We start from the raw sequence: 23,924 nt of genomic DNA on the forward strand, positions 1-23,924 counted from the left end.
ACGATTCTGGCGCACCCGCCCCCGTTCCGGGCGGTGCGGCGCGCTATCGGGACCGGGCCCGATACACGATGTAAGGGCGGAACAAATAGGTGATCGGCGCCGAAAGGGCGTGCACGAGGCGGCTGAACGGGAAAAGCACGAACAACGCCATCCCGATCACGGTGTGCACCTTGTAAAGGATGCTCGCCTGCCCCATCGCCGCGGTGTCCGGGTTGAGGGCGAAGATGCCGCGGAACCAGGGGGCGACCGTCGTCCGGTAGCTCACCTCGCTCGGCACGAACCCCGCCACCGTCGTCACCACGCCCGCGATGATGGCCGCGGCGAGCACCACGTACATGGTCTTGTCGTTCTTCGTCGTGGCCAGGAAGACGGGCCCGTTCGTACGGCGGCGGTAGACCAGCAGGACCAGCGCCACCAGCGTGGCCAGCCCGGCCAGGCCGCCCCAGATCAGGGCGTTGGCGTGGTACGCCTCGTTCGACACGCCGACCGCGTCCGTCCAGGAGATCGGGACGAGCAGGCCGGTGACGTGCCCGATGATCACGAAGATCAGGCCGTAGTGGAACACCGGGCTGGCCACGCGGAGCAGCGGGCTCTCGTAGAGCTGCGACGACCGGGTGGTCCAGCCGAACTTGTCGTACTTGTACCGCCAGACCAGCCCGCCGATGAAGATCACCAGGGTGACGTACGGCGTGACCGTCCAGAGCATGCTCTCGCCCCAGCTCACCGGTAACCTCCCACGGTCTCGGCCGGCGGCCCCCCTGCGGCCAGGCGTTGCGCGGCGGCGCGTTCGGCGGACGTGAGCGGCGGCAGCGCCGCGCAGACCACCCCGATCACCTCCGTGTACGGCGAGCCCAGCCCGGTCAGGGCGGACAGCAGCAGCTCAAGCCCGATGCGATGCTCCCTCAGCACCGCCACGCCGGACGGGTCGAGCGCCGCGAACTCCAGCACGACCGGCAGGAAGTCGGGCAGCTCGTCCTCCATCAGCTCCCACCCGGCCACGCGGTAACGCTGCTTGAGCGCGGCCAGGGACGCGCCGCGGCGGCGGGTGTCACCGTCGGTGTAGTAGGTCAGGTAGAGGCAGCAGCGCCGGTGCAGGTCGAACGTCTCGACGTAGTGGGCGGCCAGGTCGCCCGCCTCCATGTCCGCGATCCGCGCCAGGAACGCCGCGAAGTGCGGTTCGGCGGCCTCCCTGATCAGCGGGAGGCGGCGGTGGAAACGTTCGTCGGGATAGGCGAGCAGGTGTGCGGCGGCCTGCCAGATCACGGCCTTGTTCATGATTTTCCCTTTTTCGGCGGGAAGAGCCCTGCCGGCCTGCCCCGGCCGTCCCAGTTGAGGAGGTTCACCCGGTCGTGGGTGATCTCGTCGCTGGTCTGGCGGTCCTTGAGGCCGTGGAAGGACTCGACGGAGACCGGGAGCGGCTTGCCCGACGCCTCCCCGAAGGGGGCCTGCATGCCGGGGCCGCCGTAGTAGTCGAGGCTGCATCCGGCCTCCTCGACCACGCCGGGCACGTTGCCGTACGCGGTCGGGATGACGTACCGCTCGTCGTACTTGGCCAGGGCCAGCAGGCGGTACATGGCCTTGATGTCGTCCTCGGTCAGGCCGGTGTCCGGCAGGACCGGCTCCTGGCCCAGGTTGACCCCCCGCATGTACGAGCGCATCGCGGCCAGGCGGCGCAGCGCGGCCGTCACCGGCACGGGATCGCCCGCCGAGAACAGCTCGGCCAGGTACTCCACGGGGATGCGCAGCGACTCGATGGCGGCGAACAGGTTGTCGGCGTCCTCGCCGTCGTGCCCGGTGTTCGCCAGGGCGTCCACGACGGGGGAGAGCGGCGGGACGTACCAGACCATCGGCAGCGTCCGGTACTCCGGGTGCAGGGGGAGCGCTATGCGATATTTCGTGATCAGGTCGTACACGGGGGACCTGCGGGCCGCCTCGATCCAGTCGGCGGGCAGCCCCGACGTGGCCACGGCCGGGTCGTCGGGGTCCACGAAGACGCCGAGCTGAGCCTCGTACAGGTCGCGCTCGTCCGGCACCGAGGCGGCCTCGCTCACCCGGTCGGCGTCGTACAGCAGGACCCCGAGGTAGCGCAGGCGGCCCACGCAGGTCTCCGAGCACACCGTCGGCAGCCCCACCTCGACCCGCGGGTAGCAGAACGTGCACTTCTCGGCCTTGCCGGTCCGGTGGTTGAAGTACACCTTCTTGTACGGGCACCCCGTCACGCACATCCGCCAGCCCCGGCAGCTGTCCTGGTCCACCAGGACGATCCCGTCCTCGGCCCGCTTGTACATGGCCCCGGACGGGCAGGAGGCCACGCAGGAGGGGTTCAGGCAGTGCTCGCAGATGCGCGGCAGGTAGAACATGTACGCCTGCTCGAACTCCAGCCTGACCTGCTCCGACAGCTTCCCCAGCACCGGGTCGGGGGACGGGTCGCCGCCCAGGTTGTCGTCCCAGTTCGCGCTCCAGCGGATCTTCATGGGCTCGTTGCTGATCAGCGACCTCGGCGGCGCGACCGGGACGTCGTCGGAGAGCGGGGAGCGGGTCAGGTTCTCGTAGTCGTAGGTCCAGGGCTCGTAGTAGTCCTGGATGGAGGGCATGAGCGGGTTGGCGAAGATGTTCGCCAGCTTGCGGAGCCGTCCTCCGGCGCGGAGCGTCAGCCGGCCCCTGCGGTCGAGCTTCCAGCCGCCCCGCCAGCGTTCCTGGTCCTCGTACCGGCGGGGGTAACCCTGGCCGGGGCGGGTCTCGACGTTGTTGAACCAGACGTACTCGACGCCGGGACGGTTGGTCCAGGTCTGTTTGCAGGTGACGGAACAGGTGTGACACCCGATGCACTTGTCCAGGTTCATCACCATGGCGATCTGAGCCATGATCTTCATCAGTAGCGCACCTCCTGCGACCTGCGGCGAATGGTGGTGACCTCGTCCCGCTGGTTGCCCGTGGGGCCGAAGTAGTTGAAGGCGTACGAGAGCTGGGCGTAGCCGCCGATCATGTGCGTGGGCTTGATCAGGACCCTGGTCAGTGCGTTGTGGATGCCGCCGCGGCGGCCGGTCTCCTCCGACTTCGGCACGTCGATCAGCCGGTCCTGGGCGTGGAACATGTACACCGTGCCCTTCGGCATCCGGTGGGACACGATGGCCCTGGCCACGACGACGCCGTTGCGGTTGACCGCCTCGATCCAGTCGTTGTCGGCGATGCCGAGCCGGGTCGCGTCCTCGGTGGACATCCAGATGGTCGGACCGCCGCGCGACAGTGACAGCATGAGCAGGTTGTCCTGGTACTCGGAGTGGATCGACCACTTGGAGTGCGGGGTCAGGTAGCGCAGGGTGGCGCTCTCGCCGAAGAGCTCGGCCATGTCCAGCGGCGGGCGGTAGATCGGCAGGGCCTCGCCGTACTCGTGCATCCAGTCGTGGTCGAGGAAGAAGTGCATGCGGCCGGTGAGCGTGTGCCAGGGCTTGCCGTTCTCGACGTTGATCGTGAACGGCGAGTAGCGGCGGTCGTGCGCCTCCTTGCCGGACCACTCCGGGCTGGCCGCGACGTGCGTGGGCCGCGCCTGGGTGTCGGCGAAGACGATGCGGTGGCCCTCGTCCACGAGGTCGTCGAAGTTGCCGCCGGTGCGCCGGGCGAGCTGGCGGAAGCCCTGGGCGGCCAGCCTGCCGTTGCTCACGCCCGACAGCGCGAGGATCGTCTCGCACGCCTTGGCGTCGGTGTCCAGCTCCGGCCGGCCCTTGGCGACGCCGCGCGGCACCAGGCCGCAGCGCTGGCCGAGCCAGGCGACCTCCTCGTCCGGCGTGAACGTGACGCCCTTGACCTGGAGGCCCAGCTTCTCGGTGAGCGGGCCGAGCGCGGCCAGCTTCTCCGCGACCGCGCCGTAGTCGCGCTCGACCACCTTCAGCGTCGGCTCCGGCGTGCCGGACGCGCGCCCGCCGGGCTGCCCGGTCTCGCCCGGCGTGTCGTGCTGGTACGGGACCACCACGACGTCCTTGCGCACCCCCAGCCGCTCCTTGGCCAGCGCGCTGAAGGCCCTGGCGATGGCGTGGAAGGCCGCGAAGTCCGTCCTGGTCTCCCAGGGGGGCGAGATGGCCGGGTTGAAGGCGTGCACGAACGGGTGCATGTCCGTGGAGGACAGGTCGTACTTCTCGTACCAGGTGGCGGCGGGCAGCACGACGTCGGAGTAGATCGTCGAGGAGGTCATCCGGAAGTCGAGCGTGAGCAGCAGGTCCAGCTTGCCCCTCGGCGCCTCCTCGTCCGGGTGCTCCAGGTTGGACGTGGCGCCCAGCAGGTGGTGCAGGAAGTACTCGTTGCCCTTGGCCGACGAGCCGAGCAGGTTCGACCGCCACAGGGTCAGCACCCGCGGCCAGTTGGCCGGGTCGTCCGGGTCGTCGGCGGCGTGCCTGAGTCTGCCCTGCCGCAGCTCCTCCAGCGTGTACGCCACGGGGTCCTCGTGCTCGCCCAGCTCCAGCGGGTTGCGGTCGAAGGCGGGCGACATGGGCATCCAGCCGTTGCGCACGGCCTCGGCCACCAGGTCGGCCGTGTGCCTGCCGCGGAACGCGCCGGGCCCGAGCGGCGAGGTCAGGGCGCCCGCGTCGAACCGGTCGTAACGCCACTGGTCGGTGTGCAGGTACCAGTACGGCGTGCCGGGCGCCTGCCGGGGCGGCCGCGACCAGTCGAGCGCGCCGGCCAGCACCGACCAGCCGCTCTGCGGGCGGCACTTCTCCTGGCCGACGTAGTGGGCCCAGCCGCCGCCGTTGCGCCCCTGGCAGCCGGTCAGCAGCAGCAGCGACAGGAACGCCCGGTAGATCGTGTCGCCGTGGAACCACTGCGTGGCGCCCGCACCCATGATGATCATGCATCGGCCGCGGGTGGTCTCGGCCGTCCTGGCGAACTCGCGGGTGATCTTGACCACCCGCTCGGCCGGGACGCCGGTGACCGGCTCCTGCCAGCCGGGCGTGCACGGCTGCTCCGCGTCGTCGTACCCGCCGGGCCAGAGGCCGGGCAGGCCGGGCCTGGGGACGCCGTACTGGGCCAGGAGCAGGTCGAACACCGTCGTCACCAGCCGTCCGGCGACGCGGGCGACGGGTACGCCCCTGCGCAGGGCGCCCTCGCCGTCGAAGCGCGGCAGCAGGAGCTGGGCCGACTCGCCGCCGTACAGGGTGAGCTTCGGGTCGGTGTCCAGGTCGAGGTTCCAGCGGCCCTCGCCGGAGTCGGTCCAGCGGAAGCCGACCGAGCCGTTGGGGACCACCGGCTCGCCGGACCCGCCCATGAGCACGGTCTTCCACTCGGCCGCCTCCTCCGCCGAGCCCAGGTCCTTGGCCGTGAGGAACTTGTCCGGCACGTACGCGTCCTCGTGCTCGCGCAGCGTGACGAGGAAGGGCAGGTCGGTGAAGCGCTTGACGTAGTCGGTGAAGTAGGGGACCTGGCGGTCGACGAAGAACTCCTTCAGCAGCACGTGCCCCATGGCCATGGCCAGGGCGCCGTCCGTGCCGGGACGCACGCTCAGGAACTCGTCGGCGAACTTGGCCGCGTCGCTGTAGTCGGGGGAGACCACCACGACCTTCTGGCCCCGGTAGCGCGCCTCGGCCATCCAGTGGGCGTCCGGCGTGCGGGTGACCGGGACGTTGGAGCCCCACATCATCAGGTACGCGGCGTCCCACCAGTCGGCCGACTCCGGGACGTCGGTCTGGTCGCCGAACACCTGAGGGGAGGCCACGGGCAGGTCGGCGTACCAGTCGTAGAAGGAGAGCATCGTGCCGCCGATCAGCGACACGAACCGGGACCCGACGGCGTGCGAGACCATCGACATCGCCGGGATGGGGGAGAACCCCGCCACCCGGTCGGGCCCGTACGCCTGGATGGTGTGCACGTGCGCCGCCGCGACCATCTCGACGGCCAGGTCCCAGGTGACGCGGACGAGACCGCCCTTGCCCCGGGCGCCCTGGTAGGCCGCCCTCTTGTCCGGGTCGGTGGTGACCTCGGCCCAGGCGGCGACCGGGTCGCCCAGCCGCTCCCTGGCCTCCAGGTAGAGCTGGACCAGCACGCCCCGCGCGTACGGGTAGCGGATCCGGGTCGGCGAGTAGGTGTACCAGGAGAAGGCCGCCCCTCGCGGGCAGCCGCGCGGCTCGTAGTCGGGCCGGTCGGGGCCCACGCCGGGGTAGTCGGTCTCCTGCGTCTCCCAGGTGATGATGCCGTCCTTGACGAACACCTTCCACGAGCACGAGCCCGTGCAGTTCACGCCGTGCGTCGAGCGGACCACCTTGTCGTGGCTCCACCGGTCGCGGTAGAAGGCGTCGCCTTCCGTGCCCCCCTTCAGGTAGAGGGTCCGCAGGTCGCCGCTGGTGGCCGATCTGCGGAGGAACCGGCCGGTCTTCAGCAGGAGATCCTCGGCACTCATACCCCCACTTCATCACAGAAAGTGACTCTCTGTTACACAGGGTATATGGCTGTGCTTCGTAAAGGTCAGGTGCGGAACCTGGCGCTGGCCACGGCGGCCTTCGCCGTGACGTTCTGGGCCTGGAACCTCATCGGTCCCCTGTCCGGCAGTTACAGCAGGCAACTGCACCTTTCCCCGACACAGACCTCGCTGCTGGTCGCGATCCCGGTGCTGGTCGGCTCGCTCGGCCGCATCCCCGTGGGCGTGCTGGCCGACCGGCTCGGCGGGCGGCGGATGTTCGCGATCATCTGCTTCGTGTCGATCGTGCCCGTCCTTCTCGTGGGCCTGTCCAGTTCGTACGGGTGGCTGCTGTTCTGGGGGTTCCTCCTGGGCATCCCCGGCACGTCGTTCGCCATCGGCATCCCGTTCGTCAACGCCTGGTACGAGCCCGCGCGCAGAGGCTTCGCCACCGGCGTGTTCGGCGCCGGCATGGGCGGGACCGCGCTGTCGTCGTTCTTCACCCCTCGCCTGGTCGAGGACTTCGGCCGGTTCCCCACGCACCTGCTCATGGCCGCGGTGCTCGCCCTGATGGGCGTGATCATGATCGGCGGCAGCCGCGACTCCCCCGCCTGGTCGCCCGCCACCGCCCCGGCCCTGCCCCGGATGCGCGAGGCCACGAAGATCAGGGCCACCTGGCAGTGCGCCTTCCTGTACGCCGTCACCTTCGGCGGCTTCGTGGCGTTCTCGACCTACCTGCCCACCCTGCTCCAGAACGTCTACCACTTCGCCCAGACCGGCGCCGGGCTGCGCGCGGCCGGGTTCTCGATCGCCGCCGTCGCCGCCCGGCCCGCCGGCGGCACCCTGTCCGACCGGATCGGGCCGGTCAAGGTGCTGCTCATCTCGCTGGCCGGGACCGTCGTGATGGCGGTCGCGCTGTCGTTCCGGCCGTCCGCCGAGGTGCCCGCCGGGGCGTGCTTCGTGCTCATCGCCGGCTTCCTCGGCCTCGGCACGGGCGGCGTCTTCGCCCTCGTGGCCAAGCTGGTCGAGGCGTCGAAGGTGGGGACGGTGACCGGCCTGGTGGGCGCGGCCGGCGGGCTCGGCGGGTACTTCCCGCCGCTGGTGATGGGGGCCGTCTACGGCGCGTCCGGGTCGTACACGGTCGGCTACCTGCTGCTCGCGCTGACCGCCCTGGTCGCGCTGCTCTACACCGTGCGCGCCTTCAGGCACGTGCCCGAGCGTTAGCCTGGCGAAAAACCGTTTGCCGGGCCGGGCAATGGCTTGTCAACCTTGTCAGGCTATGCGCTCCCTTCCTGAGGCCGATCCCGGCGTGCCCGACATCCGCAGCCCCCTCCGCTACCTGTGGTGGAACGCGCGGCGCCAGGCGCGTGCCCTGCTGACGGGCATCGGCTTCGCCACCCTGTGGTGGCTGGTGCAGGCGCTCGTGCCCGCGGTGCTCGGCAAGGGCATCGACGCGGTCACGGCCAAGGACACGAGGGCGCTGCTGACGTGGGCGTCGATCCTGCTCGGGCTGGGCCTGCTGCAGGCGTTCACCGGGATCATGCGGCACCGGATGGCGGTGTTCAACTGGTTGTCGGCGGCCTACCGCACCGTCCAGGTGACCGCGCGGCAGGCCGCCAGGCTCGGGGCGACGCTGCCCAAGAAGGTCTCGACCGGCGAGGTCGTCAGCGTCGGCAACTCCGACATCGCCCACATCGGCAGCTCCATGGACATCCTGCTGCGCGGCACCGGCTCGGTCGTGGCCATCGTCGCGGTCACCGTGATCCTGCTCACGACCTCCGTGCCGCTCGGGCTGCTCGTGCTGTTCGGCGTGCCGCTCATGGCGGTCGCCGTCTCGCCGCTGCTCAAGCCGCTGCACCGGCGGCAGAAGCGGCAGCGCGAGCTGACCGGCGACCTGTCCACCAGGGCCGCCGACATCGTGGCCGGCCTGCGGGTGCTCCGCGGCATCGGCGGCGAGCAGGTGTTCGCCGGCCGCTACGGCGAGGAGTCCCAGCGCGTGCGCCACGCCGGGGTCGGCGTGGCCCGGGTCGAGTCGCTGCTCGAAGGCGCCCAGATCCTGCTGCCCGGCCTGCTCGTCGCGGTCGTCACCGGCATCGGCGCCACGTTCGCGGTCGGCGGCGAGATCAGCACCGGCGACCTCGTCGCGCTCTACGGCTACGCCGCCTTCCTGATCGGGCCGCTGCGCACCTTGACCGAGGCCGCTGACAAGCTCACCAAGGGCCACGTCGCGGCCCGCCGCGTCATCCGCATCCTGTCGATCGAGCCCGAGGTCGCCGGTGGCACCGAGACCAGCGCCGGCGGCGTGCTGCGCGACTCCTACAGCGGCGTCACCCTCCAACCCGGCATGCTCACCGCCGTCGCGGCCGACGCCCCCGAGGAGGCCGCCGCCATCGCCGACCGGCTCGGCCGGTACGCGCCCGGCGACGTCACCTTCGGCGCCGTCGAGCTGGCCACGCTGCCCATGGCCGAGATCCGCTCCCGCATCCTGGTCGCCGGCAACGACGCCCGCCTGTTCACCGGCAGGCTCAGGGCCGAGCTCGACGTCCGCGACGCCGCCTCCGACGACGACGTGCGCCAGGCCCTGTACGCCGCCTGCGCCGAGGACATCGTCGAGGCGCTGCCCGACGGCCTCGACGCCCTGGTGTCCGAGGCCGGCCGCGAGTTCTCCGGCGGCCAGCAGCAGCGGCTGCGCCTGGCGCGGGCCCTGGTCGCCGACCCCGAGGTGCTCATCCTGGTCGAGCCCACCAGCGCCGTCGACGCCCACAGCGAGGCCCGCATCGCCGAGCGGCTGGCCAAGGCGCGCGCGGGCCGCACCACCATGATCTGCACGACCAGCCCGCTGGTGCTCGACCGGGCCGACCACGTGATCTACGTGGCCGACGGCCGGGTGCTGGCCGAGGGCACACACCGGCACCTGCTGGACGCCTCACCCGAATACGCCGCGACCGTGACCCGAGGGGAGGGCTGACCATGGCCCGCGAGATCCTGCCGGTCGCCGACCGGAAACAGGTACGCGCCTACGCGCGCAGGCTGACGCTGAAGTACCCGCGCCAGCTCACCGTCGCGCTGGCCCTGCACGGCCTGGCCGCCGTCGCCGGGCTCGTCGTGCCGTGGCAGCTCGGCAGCCTGGTCCAGACCGTCCAGGACGGCGGCGAGGTCAACGGGCTGCTCGTGGCCGCCGTCATCGGCGCGTTCCTCTTCCTCCAGGGCCTGCTGATCCGCTTCGCCGTGCTGGCCTCGGCCAGGCTGGGCGAGAAGGTGCTGGCCGAGCTGCGCGAGGAGTTCGTCGACCGGGTGCTCGGCCTGCCGCTGTCCACGGTCGAGCGGGCCGGCGCGGGCGACCTGATCACCCGCACGTCCCGCGACGTCGACTCCTTGTCCAGGACCGTCCGGCACGCCGTGCCCGAGACGCTCATCGCGCTGGTCACCTTCGTGATCACCGTGGGCGCGCTGGTGCTGGTCAGCCCGCTGCTCATGCTGCCGATGCTCGTCGCCGGCCCGCTGATCTGGTTCGCGACCCGCTGGTACCTGAAGCGGGCGCGCGACGGCTACCTGCGCGAGAACGCCGCGTACGCCGACATGACCGAAGGGCTGGCCGAGACCGTCGAGGGCGCCAGGGCCGTGGAGGCGCTGGGCCTGCAGGAACGCCGTCGCCGGCGCACCGACGGCGACATCGGCCGCTCCTACGCCGCCGAGCGGTACACCCTCGGCCTGCGGACGATCTGGTTCCCCGCCGTCGAGCTGGGCTACGTGATCCCGGTGGTCTCGACGCTGCTGGTCGGCGGCCTGTTCTACACCAACGACTGGGTGACGCTCCAGCAGGTCACCGCCGCCGTCGTCTACGCCCAGCAGCTCATCGACCCGCTCGACCGGTTCCTCATGTGGATCGACGAGCTCCAGGTGGGCGGCGCGGCCATGGCCCGGCTGCTCGGCGTGGCCAACGTGCCCGACGACCGCGAGCCCTCCGCCGCCCGCCCGGCCGGCGAACTGCTGAAGGCCGACGACGTCCGGTACGCCTACCGCGAGGGCCGCGACGTGCTGCACGGCGTGTCGCTGACCGTCGAGCAGGGCGAGCGGCTGGCCATGGTCGGCCCGTCCGGGGCGGGCAAGTCCACCCTCGGACGGCTGCTGGCCGGCATCCACGGGCCGCGTACCGGGGAGGTCAGCGTGGGCGGCGTGCCGCTGGTCGACCTGCCGCTCGACGACCTGCGCGGGCACGTCGCGCTGGTCACCCAGGAGCACCACGTCTTCAAGGGCACCGTCCGCGACAACCTGCTGATCGCCCGCCCCGACGCGGACGACGCGGCGGTGCGCGCGGCGCTGGCCGCGGTCGACGCGCTCGACTGGGTGGACGGCCTGCCCGAAAGGCTGGAGACCGAGGTCGGGTCCGGCGGCACGGCCGTGCCGCCCGCCCAGGCCCAGCAGCTCGCCCTGGCGCGGCTGGTCCTCGCCGACCCGCACACGCTGGTCCTCGACGAGGCCACCTCGCTGATCGACCCGCGGGCCGCGCGGAACCTGGAACGCTCGCTGGCGGCCGTCCTGGAGGGCCGTACGGTGATCGCCATCGCCCACCGGCTGTACACCGCGCACGACGCCGACCGGGTGGCCGTCGTGGAGGACGGCCGGATCATCGAGCTGGGCCCGCACGACGAGCTGGTCGCCGAGGGCGGCTCGTACGCGGCCCTGTGGGCGAGCTGGCACGGCACCCCCGCCGCCCCTCAGGCGACGCCCGGGGGGTTGCGGTGATCGTCCGGCGCTGTCAGCATCGTCGGAGTGAGCACCTGGCAGCGCGCCTGGGAAGGCGTGCTCGGACTCCTCGCCGTCCTGGGCCTGGCGCTGGTCCTGATCACCACGCGCAGTGAGCTCGTCCTCGACGTCCTCGCCCGGACCGGGCAGCTCGGACTGATCGTCATGGGGTTCGGCCTGTCGCTGCGCACCGGCACGCCCAACCTCGCCGTGGGCGCCGTCGCCGCCGCGAGCGGCGCCTTCGTGGCGTCCACGGCGACCGCCGGGGTGCCGCTGCCGCTGGCGATGCTGCTCGCGCTCGTGCTCGCCGGGCTCGCGGGGGTCGCCATGAGCGTGTTCACGATGGTCTTGTCGGCCCCGGCCTGGGCCGTCACGCTCGGGGCCGCCGTCGTGTGCGAGGCCCTGGTCGTCGCGCTGCTCGGCGGCGGGACGATCCCCCTGGAGACCGCCGCGCTCTATCCCGGCCCGCTCGGGTTCGCCGTGTTCGCGGTCGTCTCGATCGCCGGCGGCCTGCTGTGGACCCGGCAGGAGGTGCGCAAGGACCTGGGCGCCGGCTGGCCCGGCGCGGTGCTCGGGCTCGCCGGGTCGAGCATGCTCGCCGCCGCGGGCGGCATCGCGCTGCTGCTGCGCCTCGGCGCGGCGACCCCCGGCAGCCAGGGGCTCTACAGCACCGTGTTCGCGCTCGCCGCCGTCCTCCTCGGAGGCACCAGCCCGTACGGCGAGCGCGCCGGCGTCGCGGGCACCGTGCTCGGCGTGCTGATCCTGGCCGTCGCGCAGGGCCTGCTCGCCTACCTCGGCGCCCCCGTGTGGGTGTTCATGCTGGTCATGGGGATGGTCGTGCTGATCGGCCTGGGGGCGTCGAGGCTGCTCGACGCCCTCCGGGCCGCCTAGCCCAGCGCCTTCTTCAGGAAGTCGACCTGGAGCAGGAGCAGGTTCTCGGCGACGACCTCCTGGGGCGTCATGTGCGTCACGCCCGAGAGCGGCAGCACGCTGTGCTGGCGACCGGCCGCCAGCAGGGCCGAGGACAGGCGCAGCGTGTGGGCGGCCACCACGTTGTCGTCGGCCAGGCCGTGGACCAGCAGCAGCGGGCGTTCGAGCTTGGGCGCGTCGGCGAACAGCGAGGAGTTGTCGTAGACCTCGGGCTGCTCGTCGGGGTGGCCCAGGTAGCGCTCGGTGTAGCAGGTGTCGTAGAGCCGCCAGTCGGTCACCGGCGCGCCGGCCACCGCCGCGTGGAACACGTCGGGACGCCGCAGCACGGCGAGCGCGGCCAGGAAGCCGCCGAACGACCAGCCGCGGATGGCCACCCTCGACAGGTCGAGGTCGTCGGGGTACTGCTCGGCCACGCCCTGCAGGGCGTCGATCTGGTCCTCAAGGGCCGGGGTCGCCAGGTCGCCCAGCACCGCCCGCTCGAACGCGGGACCGCGGCCCGGCGTGCCGCGGCCGTCGGCCACGATCACGGCGAAGCCCTGCTCGGCGAACCACTGGCTCTCCAGGAACGCGCCGCGCCGGTTGAGCACCCGCTGGGCGTGCGGGCCGCCGTACGGGTCCATCAGGACCGGCAGCCTGCCCGAGCCCTGCTCGTACCAGGATGGCAGCACCACGGCCGTGGCCAGCTCCCGGCGGCCCGAACGCCCCAGCGACACCCGCAGGTCGAGCCCGGGACGCTCGGCGTACGACGGGATCGGGACCGCCATGCCGTCGCGCCGCACCACCGTGGTCGAGACGCCCTCGGCGTCGAGGCTCTGCTCCGACAGCACGCCGACGCCGCCGGACATCCGCCCCGAGAACACCCCGGAACGGGTCGATACCGGCAGCAGCGAGTGACCGTCCCAGGTCCACAGATGGACGTCGGTCGGGTCGCCGCCGCTCGCGCTGAACAGCACGCTGTCGTGGTCGACGTCGAGCACCGAGCGCACCTGGAGGGTGGGCGGCGTGACCGCGCGGTCGCCGACGAACAGCCGGTGCCCGCCCTCGGACGTGGCCACCCAGACCAGCGAGCCGTCGTCGAGGTGGGCGGGCACGCCGGTCACGATGTCGACCCAGGCCGGGTCGGTGTCCTCGCGGACCGGCGTGGACCGGCCGGTCGCCGGGTCGACGGAGAACAGCCGCAACGTCTTCTGGTCGCGCGTCATCGTCACGATCGACAGCGCGTGGTCGTCCCAGGCGGCCGTCGTCAGGTACTCCTCCTCGTACGGCACCGCCACCCGCGACCCGTCGAGCCCGAGCACGAACAGCTCGGTGCGGGCGTTGGGCGTGCCCGCCGCCGGGTAGCGCTGGGCGACGGCCGGACGGGAGGGGTTGGCCGGGTCGGCGATGTACCAGGTGTCGACCGGCTCCTCGTCGGCCCGCTCGACCAGCAGCGCGTCGCCCGACGGGGACCACCAGTAGCCGCGCATCCGGTCCATCTCCTCGGCGGCGATGAACTCGGCCAGGCCGTAGGTGACGGTCGGCGACTCCGGCGTGGCGAGCACCTGGCCGCGCCCCGAGGCGAGGTCCTGGACGTACAGCGCGCCGCCGGTGACGTAGGCGACCTGCCGCCCGTCGGGGGACAGCCGGGGGTCGACGACCGCGCCCGGCGTCTCCAGCCTGCGGCTCTCGCCGCTCGCCAGCTCGACGACGTAGAGCCCGCCGGACAGGGCGAAGGCCGCCCTGGTCAGCGCCGCGTCGGGGCCGTAGGCCACCACGCCGCCCGCGGCCTCACGGCTGCGCTCGCGCCGCGCGCGCTCCTCCGGCGGCAGGTCCTCGTCGTCGGCGTGGAGGGTACGGGGGTCGACCACCAGGCGTTCGACGTGGGTTTCGGTGTCGAGCTCCCACAGGCAGGTGACCGGGTCGGTGCCGGATTTCGTGCGCAGGAAGACCACTCGTCCGCCGTCGGGCGAGATCGTGAACCCCCTGGGCACTCCCAGGGTGAACCGGCGGGTCCTTGCCGACAGTCGCGGGAAGCTCTCACTCATGGGCTCAATCCTGCCAGTATCCAGCCATTGTTACGCTCATGACTATGACTGATCGACGCCTGCTGCTCGTGCACGCCCATCCGGATGACGAGTCGATCGGCACCGGCGCGACCATGGCCAAATACGTCGCGGAAGGCGCCCACGTCACGCTGGTGACCTGCACGCTCGGAGAGGAGGGCGAGGTCATTCCCGCCGACCTCGCCCACCTGGCGGCCGACCGCGACGACCTGCTCGGGCCGTACCGGATCGGCGAGCTGGCGGCCGCCTGCCAGGCGCTCGGCGTCGAGGACCACCGCTTCCTCGGCACGCCGGGCCGCTGGCGCGACTCCGGCATGATGGGCGTCGCCTCCAACGACCGGCCGAACGCCTTCTGGCAGGCCGACCTCGACGACGCGGCCGGCGAGCTGGTCAAGGTCATCCGCGAGGTGCGCCCGCAGGTGCTGGTGACGTACGACGCCAACGGCTTCTACGGCCATCCCGACCACATCCAGGCCCACCGGGTGGCCCGCCGCGCCTTCGAGCTGGCCGCCAAGCCCGACTACGTCCCGGGTGGCCGTCCGGCTCCGCGCCAGGACGAGCCGTGGCAGATCGCGAAGTTCTACCACACGGCCGTGCCCAGGTCCGTCATGCGGCGCACGGCCGAGGCGATGCGCGACTCGGGCAACGGCTTCCTCGTCGAGGACGTCGACGACGTGCCCTTCGGCAGCCCCGACGAGGACATCACCACCGAGATCGACGCCCGCCCCTGGGTCGGCAACAAGCGGGAGGCCATGCGCGCCCACGCCACCCAGATCACCGTGGACGGCCCGTGGTACGCCCTGTCCAACAACATCGGGCAGGAAGTGCTCGGCGTGGAGCACTTCATCCTGGCCATCGGCGTGCCCGGCCGGCCGGTGCCCGGACCGCCCGTCGACGCCGGGGGGCTCGGCGAGCCGCACAACCGCGAGAACGATCTCTTCGCGGGCATCCACTAACCTCGTTGCCCATGGAGCATCGCAGCCAGACGGAGTCGGCGCTGGGCGGGGCGGCGTACGGCATGCTGTTCGTGCTGGGTGTCGTGCTCGGGGTCGTGGGCGGGTTCACGCACGCCCAGGACCAGCACGGCGCCGTGCCGTGGGCGGCGATCGGGTGGGTGCTGGCGCTGTTCCTGATCCCGCTGGGGGCGGGCAGGCTTATGCGGACGAAGCTGGCGGCGTTCGCGACCGGGCTCGGCTGGCTGCTGGTCACGATGCCGTTCACGCTCCAGCTCAGCGCCGGGGATCTGGTGATCTCCCAGGGGGCCGCGGGGTATGCCTACCTGTATGGCGGATTGCTGGCTCTCGTGGTGGCGTTCATGTTCTCGCCCTCATCGGGTGGGGGATCGTGGTTGTTGCGGGGATACCCACCTCCAAAGAATCCGACGTAGAGGCATAAAGTAACGTCGTGCATTCCATAGAGCGGCATGTGGACCCGGGAAACTACCGTAAGGTCGTCGGCCGCTTCGCCACGGGAGTCGCGATCGTCACGACCCGGCTCGACGGCGTGGACCACGCGATGACCGTCAACTCCTTCACGTCGGTGTCCCTCGACCCCCTGCTCGTGCTGTTCTGCGCCGAGAAGGTGGCCCGTTTCCACGACGCGGTGATCGAGGCCGGGGTGTGGGGGGTGTCGGTGCTGCACGCCTCCATGGAGGACGTCTCCCGTTTCTTCGCCCATCGCGGCCGTCCGCTGAACGGGCAACTGTCCCGGTGGGAGCACCATCGCGGGGACTCGGGGGTGGCCCTGTTCACGGGCGCCCTGGCCACGGTGGAGGTCGCCACGACGGCGGTGTACGACGGCGGGGACCACTCGATCGTGCTCGGCCGGGTGACGGCCCTCGGCACCCCGGCGGACGGGCCTCCGCTGCTGTACCACGACGGCCGCTACAAGAACCTCTGACCCCACGGCCTCCGCCCGACCTCAGGGTCCTGCCTGACCTCACGTGCGGCGGCCCGCGTTGTGTGGAGGCCCGTGCCGGGCGAAGGTGGGTCGCTTCGGTCAGGGGCGGGGCGTCGCGGTCAACGCGTCTGTCCCGTCAAGGGTGGGTGTGCTCGTCGAGGGCGGCGGACAGGAGGGCCCGCGCCGACCGGCGCATGGTGTCGGCCGCCTGCCGGTGGGTGAGCCCGGCGATGTCGGTGAGCCAGACCAGCGACTCGATGCCGGTGGCCGAGCGGATCGCCACGGCCAGGCGGTGGACGTCCAGGCCGGGGTGGGTGTCGCGGAGCGGGGCTAGGGCGTCCTCGATCCAGCCGATGGCGCGGCCGCCGCGCAGGTGCGGCTGGGCGGCACCGGGTTGCAGGGACAGCCGCAGCGAGGTGCGCAACTGCGGTTCCCAGTCGAGGGTGAGCTGCGTGAAGGCGGCCATCACCAGGTCCAGCCGGGCCGCGGGATCGGCGGGCGGGTCCGCGGGGAGCAGGGAGGCCTGCTCGATCTGGGGATGGGCGGCGGCCAGCAGGGCGTACTGGTTGGGGAAATACCGGTAGGCCGTGGTGCGGGAGATGCCGGCCGCGGCGGCGGCGTCCTCGACGGCGGGGTCGGCGCCGTCGGCCAGCAGGCGGCGGGCGGCCTCGACCAGGGCTGCGCGGGTGCGGGCCTTCTGCCGGTGGCGGCCGGTCTGCTCATATGGTACCGACATGCCCATCATGGTACCGTCGTCCCATGTAGCTGACTCGCCCTGTGAGGTGGTCCATGAGCGCCGATCCCACTTCGACGAACCCCGAGCTCTACACGGTGGTCTTCGAGAACGCGCGCGTCCGGGTCCTGCGCTACCGGGACCGTCCTGGGGACGCGACCAGCCCGCACGGCCATCCCGACAGCGTGATGATCACGTTGTCGTCCTTCACCCGCCGTCTGGCCTCGGGCGGGCAGCAGGTCGAGCTGTCCCTGGAGGCGGGGCAGGCCCGGTGGCTCGGCGCCCAGGAGCACGCCGGGCGGAACATCGGCGACACCGAGACCCACGCGATCTTCGTCGAGCTCAAGGAAGGGGCGGGCGACGTCCCCGCCGGAGCGCCGCTCGGCCCTGATCTGTGAGACACACCCCGCCAAGGCGGGCCGCTCCACACAGCCGTCACCGTCCGCCACTGTCGTCGGCCCGGACGTCACCGTAACCGCACCGGCCCGGACGCCACCGGCACCCGCCTGACACCGAGGTCGCCGTCACCGACGGTGGCCCGTGCCCGGCACGTCATCACCGGTCCGCCACCGTGGGCGGGACCTGCCAGGGTGACGGTCTGGCGCACGGGCGGGCTTCCTGGTCACGGTCCGGGGGCGGACATGGGGCCGGGCCAGGCGTTTGTGCCTGGCCCGGGGTGAAGCGTGGTGTCGGTCGGTTACTGGGTGGGGGTCTCCGGCGGCGTGGGGGTGTCGGTGGGGGAGCCGGTGTCCGACGAGGTCGCGGTCGGGGTCTCGGAGGGGAGGTCCGTCGGCGGCGCGCACGTCGGGATGTCCGTCGGTGCGCCCGTGGGGACGTCCGTCGGTACGTCGGTCGGCACGTTTGTCGGGTTGTCGGTCGGGACGCTCGGCGTCGGCGTCGGGGTGGGGGTCGGGGTGTCGGTCGCCGGTGGGGCGGCCTGGGCCTGCGCCTCCGGCATCTCCGGGGTCTCCGAGACCGAGGTCGACGGCGTGGCGGTCGGCGGTTCGGGGGGCGGGAGGGTGTCCGTCGGCGGGGCGGGCTGACAGGTGAACGTCACCGTCTCGGTCGGCCCCGGCACGGTCACCGTCGGGCCGGGCACGGTCACGGTGGGACCGGGCTGGGTGACCGTGGCGGTCACCGTCGCCTGCTCGGTCACCGTGGACGTCACGGTCGCCGTCGCGCTCGGCGCGGCCGTGGCGGTCGGTGAGACCGTCACGGTGCGGGTCGGCCAGGGCAGCGGCTGGACCTTGACGGCCGGCTTGCCCCTCGCCTTGTACGTGCCCTTGCCCAGCTTCTTCGTGGTCGCCCCGGCCCCGGTGGTGACGGGGACCTGGGCGGTGGCGCTCTTGCAGGACTTGCTCCTGCACACCTTCTGCTTCACGGTGAAGCGGGCCGCACCCTCGTACTTGACGGATACATTCAAGTACGAGACGCCCTTCTTCTTGACCACCTTCGTCGTGGCGGTGTAATCCCCGACCGTGGGCGTCGCCGTGGGTGTCGCCGTCGGTGTTGCCGTCGGGGTCGCGGCGACGGGTAACGCCACCTGCGCGCCGGAGGGAGAATCGGTGGATCGTAGGGGATCGGTGGCTGATGTCTGGGTGATCGCGACTCCGCCGGCTCCGGCCAGTGCAACGGTGCCGAGCAGCGCGCCCAGGATGGAAAATCTCATAATCCTGCTCTTGTGGGAGATTTCAGGACGCAGATCATTATTCCGACTTGTCAAGATTGGTCAAGACTGAGACGCATGAACAGGCGCTATCGGTTCCGGCGGGTGGTGAACTATCTGAACCTCGCCACCCCGCTCGGCCTACTGATCTCGATCGTCGGCGGCGCGGCCCGCCAACCCGGCCCCGACGGGCTCATCCTCGCCTTCGGCTACCGCTACCGCTTCCCCGTCGCGGGCGCGTTCACGGTGGGGAACGTCGTCCTGACCAGGCACAACTGGCTGGACGACCGGCTCATCCGGCACGAAGGACGGCACGCCACCCAGTGGGCCTGCTGCGTCGGGCTGCCGATGCTCCCGCTCTACCTGCTGGCCATGCTGATGTCGGTCGTCGTGTGCGGGCATCAGGCGTCGTACAACGTGTTCGAGCGGCTGGCCGACCTCGACGACGGTGGATACCCGCGTGCCCCCGTGTGGTGGCGGAGGGCGCGACGGCATAACGGCTGACCCAATCCCGCGTCCTCAAAGTTTCTCCTGGGTGAGGCCGGGTCTGAGCCGGCCCAGGGCGATCGCGACGATGGCGAGACCCGAGATCGCGCCGGCGGACGACACCGACGCCGTGGACGGCCCCACGACCGCGACCCCGGCCACGGCCAGGCCGGACACCAGCGCGGCCACCGCGACGTACGCCCAGGTGGCCAGGCGTACGGCCCTCAGCCGCGCGCCCTCGGACGGGAGCGTGCGGGACAGCAGCCAGGACAGGGCCGGCAGGAGGAGCACCCCGTGCATGAGCACGGCGTGGGCCGGCTTGAGCGCGGTGGCCACCGTGTAGGCGAGCTGCTGGTTGCCCGTCACCACCTCGACCACGCCACGAGCGATCATGATTCCGCCGAACACCATGGACGCCAGCAGCGTGGCGAAACCGGCCCGCACGGCCAGCCGGGTGCTCGGGGCGACCGCCGGAGCCGGGCGGAAGGCGGCGATCGTCATGGTGATCGCGATGACGATGAGCGTGACGCCGAACGCGGCCAGCGTGCGGGCGATGGCCGTGTCGAGGGGGGTCTCCATGTTGAAGTGGGACGGCACCCCGCGCCACGCCTGAAGGGTGATCAGGGCCACCTCGACCGTGGAGGCCACCGCGAACGCCCCGAGGACGAGGGCACGGGCGCGCAGCCGTAACCACTGGGACACCCAGGTCAGGGTCAGCACGCTCAACCCGAACGACACCCCGAACGTGAACGGCTTGCGCCACGACACGGCCCCCTCCCACGGACCGCCCGCCACGACGAGCACGCCCAGGTGTGCCAGGCCCACGAGCAGGAGGAAGACCCCGACGGAGTACCAGAGGCGATCGGAGTACCGGAGGCGAGTCATGCGGCCATGCTGACAGCGGCGGGTTCGCCTGCGCGTCGGACCACGGTCTGGCCTTCGACTACAACCACGGTCGTACATCGGACGCGCCGACCGGAACGCGCGCCCCCCGGACGCACGAGCGGGGTGCCGACACTCAGGCGCGGCCCAGGGGTTCGGTCCCGCCGCCCGGAACTCGCGGTCGGGAGGCGCGGCTCGCGGAACTCGGGCGGGAAATGGGTGCCGGCCCCGGGGCGGGGGCCGGCGCGGTGGGTCAGGGGGTGAGGGTGAGGGTGTGGGTGGCGGCGTTCTTGACGGACTCGGGCTTGGAGTACATCGGGAGGAGGTCGCCTCGGGCCCAGGATTCGGCCTGGTCCCAGTAGTTGTCGTGGAAGGCGTGTCCCGAGGCGCCCGTCAGGTTGATCCAGCGGGACTTGTCCAGGTCCGACAGGTCCACGACCATGCGCATCGACGGCACCGCGGTGACCCCGTACCCCTTCTGCACGTTCCACCCGGTCGCGTTCACCGCGTCCTTGTTGCCCGGGACGGCGAACGGGCCGCGGTTGAACAGCGCCTCCACCGGCGCGAGGCCCGAGGTGCCGAGCGTGCCGTTGACCAGTTCGAGCTGGTGCAGATCGCCCCACTTCCAGGACTTGACGTCCGTGCCGAACAGCTCGGACAGCTCCTGGTACGCCGAGGCCATCGCCTGCCGCAGCATGTCGTCGCGGGTCTCGGTGAGGTTCTTGGTGGTCACGTCGTCCCAGAAGGGGTCCTCGGGGGCGGTGAGGAGGTTGGCGACGACGTCGTACCAGCGGTCGCCGCCGGCGGGCCACACCTGCTCGGGGAGGTCGTCGTCGAACGTGAGCATGAGCAGGTGCCGCCACACCGCGTTGTAGTAGGCGGCGGGCGCGGAGTCGAGCCCCTGGGAGTGGTCCCAGTTCCTGAGCAGCTCGCGGGCCTGGCGGGCGGACCCGGCCAGGTCCACCTGCAGCAGCGCGGGCACCAGCGTCTCGGCGAACTCGTTGGAGGTGTCCTGCTGGATGTCCGACATCGTCCCGGCGTCGATCTTGCCCTTCGCGATCGCGTTCTCGACGAGCTCGCGGATGCGCTGGGAGCGGTAGCCGTAGGACCAGTCCTTGGTCAGCAGCGGCTTGTAGCGGCGGGGGTCGATGACGGCGTTGTTGGCCGTGACGATGAACCCGTCGGCCGGGTCCTCCAGCGTGGGGAGCTGGTCGTAGGGGATGGGCTCGGCCTTCCAGTCGTACTCGCCCGTCCAGCCGGGCACCGGCCAGGTGCCGTCGCCCTTCTCCCGTACGGGGATGCGCCCGGGCGCCTGGTAGCCGATCTTGCCGCTGGTGTCGGCGTAGATCAGGTTCTGGGACGGCACCTCGAACAGCGCCGCCGCCGACCGGAACTCGGGCCAGTCGCCCGCCTTGTTGAGCGCGAAGATCGCGTCCACGGTCCTGCCGGGGGTGAGCGCGGTCCATTGGAGCGCCACGGCGTTCGCCTCGCCGCTGGGCCGGGCGTCCTCCATCACCTCGTTGATCAGCGGACCGTGCCGGGTGCTCTTCACGGTGATCGTGACGGGGTCGCCGCCCGCCACCTTGATCTGCTCCTGCCTGGTCTCCAGCTTGACCTGCTCGCCCTTGTACAGGTACGTGTCGCCGTCCACCTTCTCCAGGAAGAGGTCGGCCACGTCGGGACCGAGGTTCGTGAACCCCCACGAGATCTTGTCGTTGTGCCCGATGATCACGCCGGGCACGCCGGAGAAGGTGAACCCGGTGACGTCGTACGGGCACTTCGCGGACAGCGTCCTGCAGTGCAGCCCGGCCTGGTACCAGACGGACGGCATCTGCGGCGACAGGTGCGGGTCGTTGGCCAGCAGCGGCTTGCCGCTGGTGGTGTGCCGGCCGGAGACCACCCAGGAGTTGGACCCGATGCCCTCGCGCTCCTCGCTGCTCATCGTGCTGGGCACGGCGTCCAGCGTCGCGGCGGCCTGGGAGAGCGCGCGCACGCCGCCGGTCTGCGGCTCGGCCCGCTGGTCGTAGCGGCCCTGGGAGAGCGCGCCCTCGCCGACGATCGGGGCGTGCCGGTCGTACGGGTAGCCGGGGTAGAGCTGGTCGACGCGCTCCTTGGGCAGCTTGGTCAGCGCCAGGGCGCGGTCGATCTCGTCCTCCATGTTGGAGCGCAGGTCCCAGGCCATGGCCTTGAGCCAGGCGACGGAGTCGACCGCGGTCCACTTCTCCGGCCGGTAGTCGCCGTTCTGCAGCTTGAGCACCGAGTATTCGAGGCTGCGGTCGGAGGCGTTGGGGTTGGCGTCCAGCCAGGCGTTCACGCCCTTCGCGTACGCGGCCAGGAAGTCCTGGGTCTGCCGGTCGAGGCCGGGCAGCTCCTGCTCGGCCACCCTGCGCCAGCCCATGGTCCGCAGCGCCTTGTCGTTGCCGAGCGTGGCCTTGCCGAACAGCTCGGAGAGGCGTCCGGCGGTGGTGTGGCGGCGGAAGTCCATCTCGAAGAACCGGTCCTGGGCGTGGACGAAACCCTGCGCCATGAACAGGTCCGCCGAAGTGTCGGCGTAGATATGCGGAATCCCCGATTTATCGCGATAAATCTCTACTTTGCTGGTTAGGCCGGGCAACCGCAGCGTCCCGTCCAGCTGTGGGAACGATTTCCGTACGGTGTACACCAGGACCCCGGCCAGCACGATCGCCAGCGCGAGAAGCACGGTCAACACCCGGGCGAACCACCGCAAAGGCCACGGCATCCACGCAAAGGGTCTCACCGATACCTCCATCTTGCCGAACTGGAACAAGTCTGGCAGTACCGGCTCACTGCTCCGGCCGTTTCAGGTGGTCGGAGCGCCTTGGGCGGAGTTGCTCCCGATCAGAGGGCCCAGCTCTGCCCCTCGGGCGTGTCGGTGACGCGGACCCCCAGCTCGGCCAGCTCGTCCCGCAGCAGGTCGGCCGCCGCCCAGTCGTTCGCCTCCAGCGCGCGGTCGCGCCGCTCCAGCAGCTCACCGGCCCCGGCGGGCAGCCCCCGGGGCTTGCCGATCTCCGTGGACAGGTCGAGCGCCAGCACCTGGTCCAGGTGCAGGAACGTCTCGAACTTCGACCCGGGCGCCACCGACTCGTCCCGCTCCAGCTCCCGCAGGATCCGCAGCGCCGCCGGGGTGTCCAGGTCGTCGTCGAAGGCGGACTCGACGCGCTCGGCGTACGAGGAGGCCATGGGCGCGCTGGGCGACTCCGACCACTCGGCCACCCGCGCCCGCCACCGCCGGACCGTGCGGTCGGCGGCCCGCAGGACGTCCCAGGTGAGGTCGAGCCGCTGCCGGTAGTGGTGCTCCAGGAACGCCAGGCGCGCCGCCAGCGGGTCGAGCCCGGCCGCCACCACGTCCGTCAGCAGCACCACGTTCCCCGTGGACCCGGCCGGCTCGCGCCCGCCGAACAGCAGGCTCCCGCCGTGCACCCAGTGGCGCACCACCTCGTGGCCGGTCGCCGCGTCCGACTGGGCGCGTACGTCCTCGTGGTGCGGGAAGCGCAGGCCGGCGTCGCCGAGGTGGAGGTCGATCCGTTCGCCGAGGTGGCGCAGCGACATGGCCGAGCACTCCACGTGCGGGCCGGGCAGGCCACGCCCCCAGGGCGCGTCCCGGCCCTGGTCGCCGTCGGCGGGTAGCCACAGGGCCCAGCCGGACGGCTCGCCGGGCTTGACGTCGTCCAGACGCTTGCCGGAGATCTCCCCGTACGTCGGGAACGTCCGTACGTCGAAGTTCACCGAGCCGTCCGGCGCCGCGTACGCGTGCCCCCGCTCGACGAGCCTGACGATCAGCTCGATCATCGCGTCGACGGTCTCGCTGGAACGCGGGCTGTGCTCCGGCGGCCGGAGGTTGAGCGCGGCCGTGTCGCTCCTGAAGTCGTCCTCGTGCCGGCGGACCAGGTCGGGCCCAGGATCTTCCCCGGCGAGCGGCCAGAGGTCGGTGACGTTGCGGCACGCCACGACCCGCGTACGCCGCCGCTCCAGCACCCTCCTGACCAGGTCGGACAGCACGTACGTGCGCAGGTCGCCCAGATGGGCGCGGCGGCCGGGCGCCGGCCCGCACGTGTACATGCGCACCGCCCGCCCGCCCGCGAGCTCCTCGACCTGCCTGGCCCGGGTGTCGTGGATCCGCAACATCACCCGAGCCTA

19 protein-coding genes are annotated in these 23,924 nt (G+C 71.6%); 9 read left to right on the forward strand and 10 right to left on the reverse strand.

All coding sequences use genetic code 11. The features are described from left to right. Positions 1-43 precede the first annotated feature (43 nt). The 4 genes from narI to ACWCSU_RS39790 are packed head-to-tail and all read right to left on the reverse strand — an operon-like array spanning position 44 to position 6,385. Positions 44-724 (reverse strand): respiratory nitrate reductase subunit gamma, encoded by a 681-nt coding sequence (gene narI / locus ACWCSU_RS39775; protein WP_357704199.1) that lies wholly within the window; start codon positions 722-724, stop codon positions 44-46. Next, positions 721-1,275, reverse strand: coding sequence for a nitrate reductase molybdenum cofactor assembly chaperone (gene narJ, locus ACWCSU_RS39780; RefSeq protein WP_357704201.1), 555 nt, complete (start codon positions 1,273-1,275; stop codon positions 721-723). Before narJ ends, narI begins: the two co-directional genes overlap by 4 nt. Next, on the reverse strand, positions 1,272-2,873 hold the full coding sequence (gene narH, locus ACWCSU_RS39785) for a nitrate reductase subunit beta (protein ID WP_449941963.1): 1,602 nt from the start codon (positions 2,871-2,873) through the stop codon (positions 1,272-1,274). Before narH ends, narJ begins: the two co-directional genes overlap by 4 nt. Then, positions 2,873-6,385, reverse strand: a complete 3,513-nt coding sequence (locus ACWCSU_RS39790) for a nitrate reductase subunit alpha (RefSeq protein ID WP_449941964.1) — start codon at positions 6,383-6,385, stop codon at positions 2,873-2,875. The genes narH and ACWCSU_RS39790 overlap by 1 nt, the downstream gene beginning before the upstream one ends. A 45-nt stretch (positions 6,386-6,430) precedes the next feature. Here ACWCSU_RS39790 and ACWCSU_RS39795 point away from each other — a divergent pair, with 45 nt between their 5' ends. From ACWCSU_RS39795 to ACWCSU_RS39810, 4 genes are read left to right on the forward strand one after another with little or no spacing between them, the layout of a single operon-like run. Beyond that, positions 6,431-7,606: an MFS transporter gene (locus ACWCSU_RS39795; protein ID WP_449941965.1), complete on the forward strand. Its 1,176-nt coding sequence runs from the start codon at positions 6,431-6,433 to the stop codon at positions 7,604-7,606. Between the two features lie 55 nt (positions 7,607-7,661). Continuing rightward, positions 7,662-9,350 carry an ABC transporter ATP-binding protein gene (locus tag ACWCSU_RS39800; RefSeq protein WP_357704209.1) on the forward strand — a complete coding sequence of 563 codons (1,689 nt, stop codon included), beginning with the start codon at positions 7,662-7,664 and terminating at the stop codon, positions 9,348-9,350. A gap of 2 nt (positions 9,351-9,352) precedes the next feature. Then, entirely contained in the window at positions 9,353-11,128 is a 1,776-nt protein-coding gene (locus ACWCSU_RS39805; RefSeq protein ID WP_449941966.1) for an ABC transporter ATP-binding protein, read from the forward strand. Between the two features lie 27 nt (positions 11,129-11,155). Continuing rightward, positions 11,156-12,019: an ABC transporter permease subunit gene (locus ACWCSU_RS39810; RefSeq protein ID WP_449941967.1), complete on the forward strand. Its 864-nt coding sequence runs from the start codon at positions 11,156-11,158 to the stop codon at positions 12,017-12,019. Here ACWCSU_RS39810 and ACWCSU_RS39815 read toward each other — a convergent pair. Next, positions 12,016-14,082, reverse strand: a complete 2,067-nt coding sequence (locus ACWCSU_RS39815; RefSeq protein WP_357704215.1) for a S9 family peptidase — start codon at positions 14,080-14,082, stop codon at positions 12,016-12,018. The genes ACWCSU_RS39810 and ACWCSU_RS39815 overlap by 4 nt on opposite strands. Positions 14,083-14,126: 44 nt before the next feature. Between ACWCSU_RS39815 and mshB the strand changes: the two genes are divergently transcribed. From mshB to ACWCSU_RS39830, 3 genes are read left to right on the forward strand one after another with little or no spacing between them, the layout of a single operon-like run. Then, positions 14,127-15,056, forward strand: a complete 930-nt coding sequence (gene mshB / locus ACWCSU_RS39820) for an N-acetyl-1-D-myo-inositol-2-amino-2-deoxy-alpha-D-glucopyranoside deacetylase (RefSeq protein WP_449941968.1) — start codon at positions 14,127-14,129, stop codon at positions 15,054-15,056. 11 nt (positions 15,057-15,067) lie between these two features. Then, on the forward strand, positions 15,068-15,487 hold the full coding sequence (locus ACWCSU_RS39825) for a DUF6113 family protein (RefSeq protein WP_449941969.1): 420 nt from the start codon (positions 15,068-15,070) through the stop codon (positions 15,485-15,487). 17 nt (positions 15,488-15,504) lie between these two features. Continuing rightward, a complete protein-coding gene (locus tag ACWCSU_RS39830; RefSeq protein ID WP_357704221.1) occupies positions 15,505-15,999 on the forward strand; it encodes a flavin reductase family protein in 495 nt (164 codons plus the stop codon). A gap of 136 nt (positions 16,000-16,135) precedes the next feature. Here ACWCSU_RS39830 and ACWCSU_RS39835 read toward each other — a convergent pair whose 3' ends face one another. Continuing rightward, positions 16,136-16,735 carry a TetR family transcriptional regulator gene (locus ACWCSU_RS39835; protein WP_449941970.1) on the reverse strand — a complete coding sequence of 200 codons (600 nt, stop codon included), beginning with the start codon at positions 16,733-16,735 and terminating at the stop codon, positions 16,136-16,138. Between the two features lie 53 nt (positions 16,736-16,788). Between ACWCSU_RS39835 and ACWCSU_RS39840 the strand changes: the two genes are divergently transcribed. Further along, entirely contained in the window at positions 16,789-17,130 is a 342-nt protein-coding gene (locus ACWCSU_RS39840) for a cupin domain-containing protein (RefSeq protein ID WP_449941971.1), read from the forward strand. Positions 17,131-17,429: 299 nt separating this feature from the next. Here ACWCSU_RS39840 and ACWCSU_RS39845 read toward each other — a convergent pair whose 3' ends face one another. Beyond that, positions 17,430-18,401, reverse strand: a complete 972-nt coding sequence (locus ACWCSU_RS39845; protein ID WP_449941972.1) for a hypothetical protein — start codon at positions 18,399-18,401, stop codon at positions 17,430-17,432. A 75-nt stretch (positions 18,402-18,476) separates the two neighbouring features. Here ACWCSU_RS39845 and ACWCSU_RS39850 point away from each other — a divergent pair, with 75 nt between their 5' ends. Continuing rightward, positions 18,477-18,902, forward strand: coding sequence for a hypothetical protein (locus tag ACWCSU_RS39850; protein ID WP_357704229.1), 426 nt, complete (start codon positions 18,477-18,479; stop codon positions 18,900-18,902). Between the two features lie 15 nt (positions 18,903-18,917). Here the strand turns inward: ACWCSU_RS39850 and ACWCSU_RS39855 are convergent, their stop codons facing one another. From ACWCSU_RS39855 to ACWCSU_RS39865, 3 genes are all read right to left on the reverse strand, one after another. Next, positions 18,918-19,769 carry a hypothetical protein gene (locus ACWCSU_RS39855; RefSeq protein ID WP_449941973.1) on the reverse strand — a complete coding sequence of 284 codons (852 nt, stop codon included), beginning with the start codon at positions 19,767-19,769 and terminating at the stop codon, positions 18,918-18,920. 250 nt (positions 19,770-20,019) lie between these two features. Continuing rightward, on the reverse strand, positions 20,020-22,506 hold the full coding sequence (locus ACWCSU_RS39860) for a penicillin acylase family protein (protein ID WP_449941974.1): 2,487 nt from the start codon (positions 22,504-22,506) through the stop codon (positions 20,020-20,022). Positions 22,507-22,625: 119 nt separating this feature from the next. Further along, on the reverse strand, positions 22,626-23,912 hold the full coding sequence (locus tag ACWCSU_RS39865) for a CysS/YqeB C-terminal domain-containing protein (protein WP_449941975.1): 1,287 nt from the start codon (positions 23,910-23,912) through the stop codon (positions 22,626-22,628). Positions 23,913-23,924 lie beyond the last annotated feature (12 nt).

The organism is Nonomuraea sp. NPDC001699 (assembly GCF_053596455.1).

What these genes read in the sequence shown, in the direction of transcription:
- ACWCSU_RS39845 (WP_449941972.1), bottom strand. Translation starts at nt 18,401, where the DNA reads ATGAGATTTTCCATCCTGGGCGCGCTGCTCGGCACCGTTGCACTGGCC.
- ACWCSU_RS39805 (WP_449941966.1), top strand. Translation starts at nt 9,353, where the DNA reads ATGGCCCGCGAGATCCTGCCGGTCGCCGACCGGAAACAGGTACGCGCC.
- ACWCSU_RS39850 (WP_357704229.1), top strand. Translation starts at nt 18,477, where the DNA reads ATGAACAGGCGCTATCGGTTCCGGCGGGTGGTGAACTATCTGAACCTC.
- ACWCSU_RS39790 (WP_449941964.1), bottom strand. Translation starts at nt 6,385, where the DNA reads ATGAGTGCCGAGGATCTCCTGCTGAAGACCGGCCGGTTCCTCCGCAGA.
- narH (WP_449941963.1), bottom strand. Translation starts at nt 2,873, where the DNA reads ATGAAGATCATGGCTCAGATCGCCATGGTGATGAACCTGGACAAGTGC.
- ACWCSU_RS39795 (WP_449941965.1), top strand. Translation starts at nt 6,431, where the DNA reads ATGGCTGTGCTTCGTAAAGGTCAGGTGCGGAACCTGGCGCTGGCCACG.
- ACWCSU_RS39855 (WP_449941973.1), bottom strand. Translation starts at nt 19,769, where the DNA reads ATGACTCGCCTCCGGTACTCCGATCGCCTCTGGTACTCCGTCGGGGTC.
- ACWCSU_RS39865 (WP_449941975.1), bottom strand. Translation starts at nt 23,912, where the DNA reads ATGTTGCGGATCCACGACACCCGGGCCAGGCAGGTCGAGGAGCTCGCG.
- ACWCSU_RS39860 (WP_449941974.1), bottom strand. Translation starts at nt 22,506, where the DNA reads ATGCCGTGGCCTTTGCGGTGGTTCGCCCGGGTGTTGACCGTGCTTCTC.
- ACWCSU_RS39815 (WP_357704215.1), bottom strand. Translation starts at nt 14,082, where the DNA reads ATGAGTGAGAGCTTCCCGCGACTGTCGGCAAGGACCCGCCGGTTCACC.
- ACWCSU_RS39840 (WP_449941971.1), top strand. Translation starts at nt 16,789, where the DNA reads ATGAGCGCCGATCCCACTTCGACGAACCCCGAGCTCTACACGGTGGTC.
- narJ (WP_357704201.1), bottom strand. Translation starts at nt 1,275, where the DNA reads ATGAACAAGGCCGTGATCTGGCAGGCCGCCGCACACCTGCTCGCCTAT.
- mshB (WP_449941968.1), top strand. Translation starts at nt 14,127, where the DNA reads ATGACTGATCGACGCCTGCTGCTCGTGCACGCCCATCCGGATGACGAG.
- ACWCSU_RS39825 (WP_449941969.1), top strand. Translation starts at nt 15,068, where the DNA reads ATGGAGCATCGCAGCCAGACGGAGTCGGCGCTGGGCGGGGCGGCGTAC.
- ACWCSU_RS39835 (WP_449941970.1), bottom strand. Translation starts at nt 16,735, where the DNA reads ATGTCGGTACCATATGAGCAGACCGGCCGCCACCGGCAGAAGGCCCGC.
- ACWCSU_RS39800 (WP_357704209.1), top strand. Translation starts at nt 7,662, where the DNA reads ATGCGCTCCCTTCCTGAGGCCGATCCCGGCGTGCCCGACATCCGCAGC.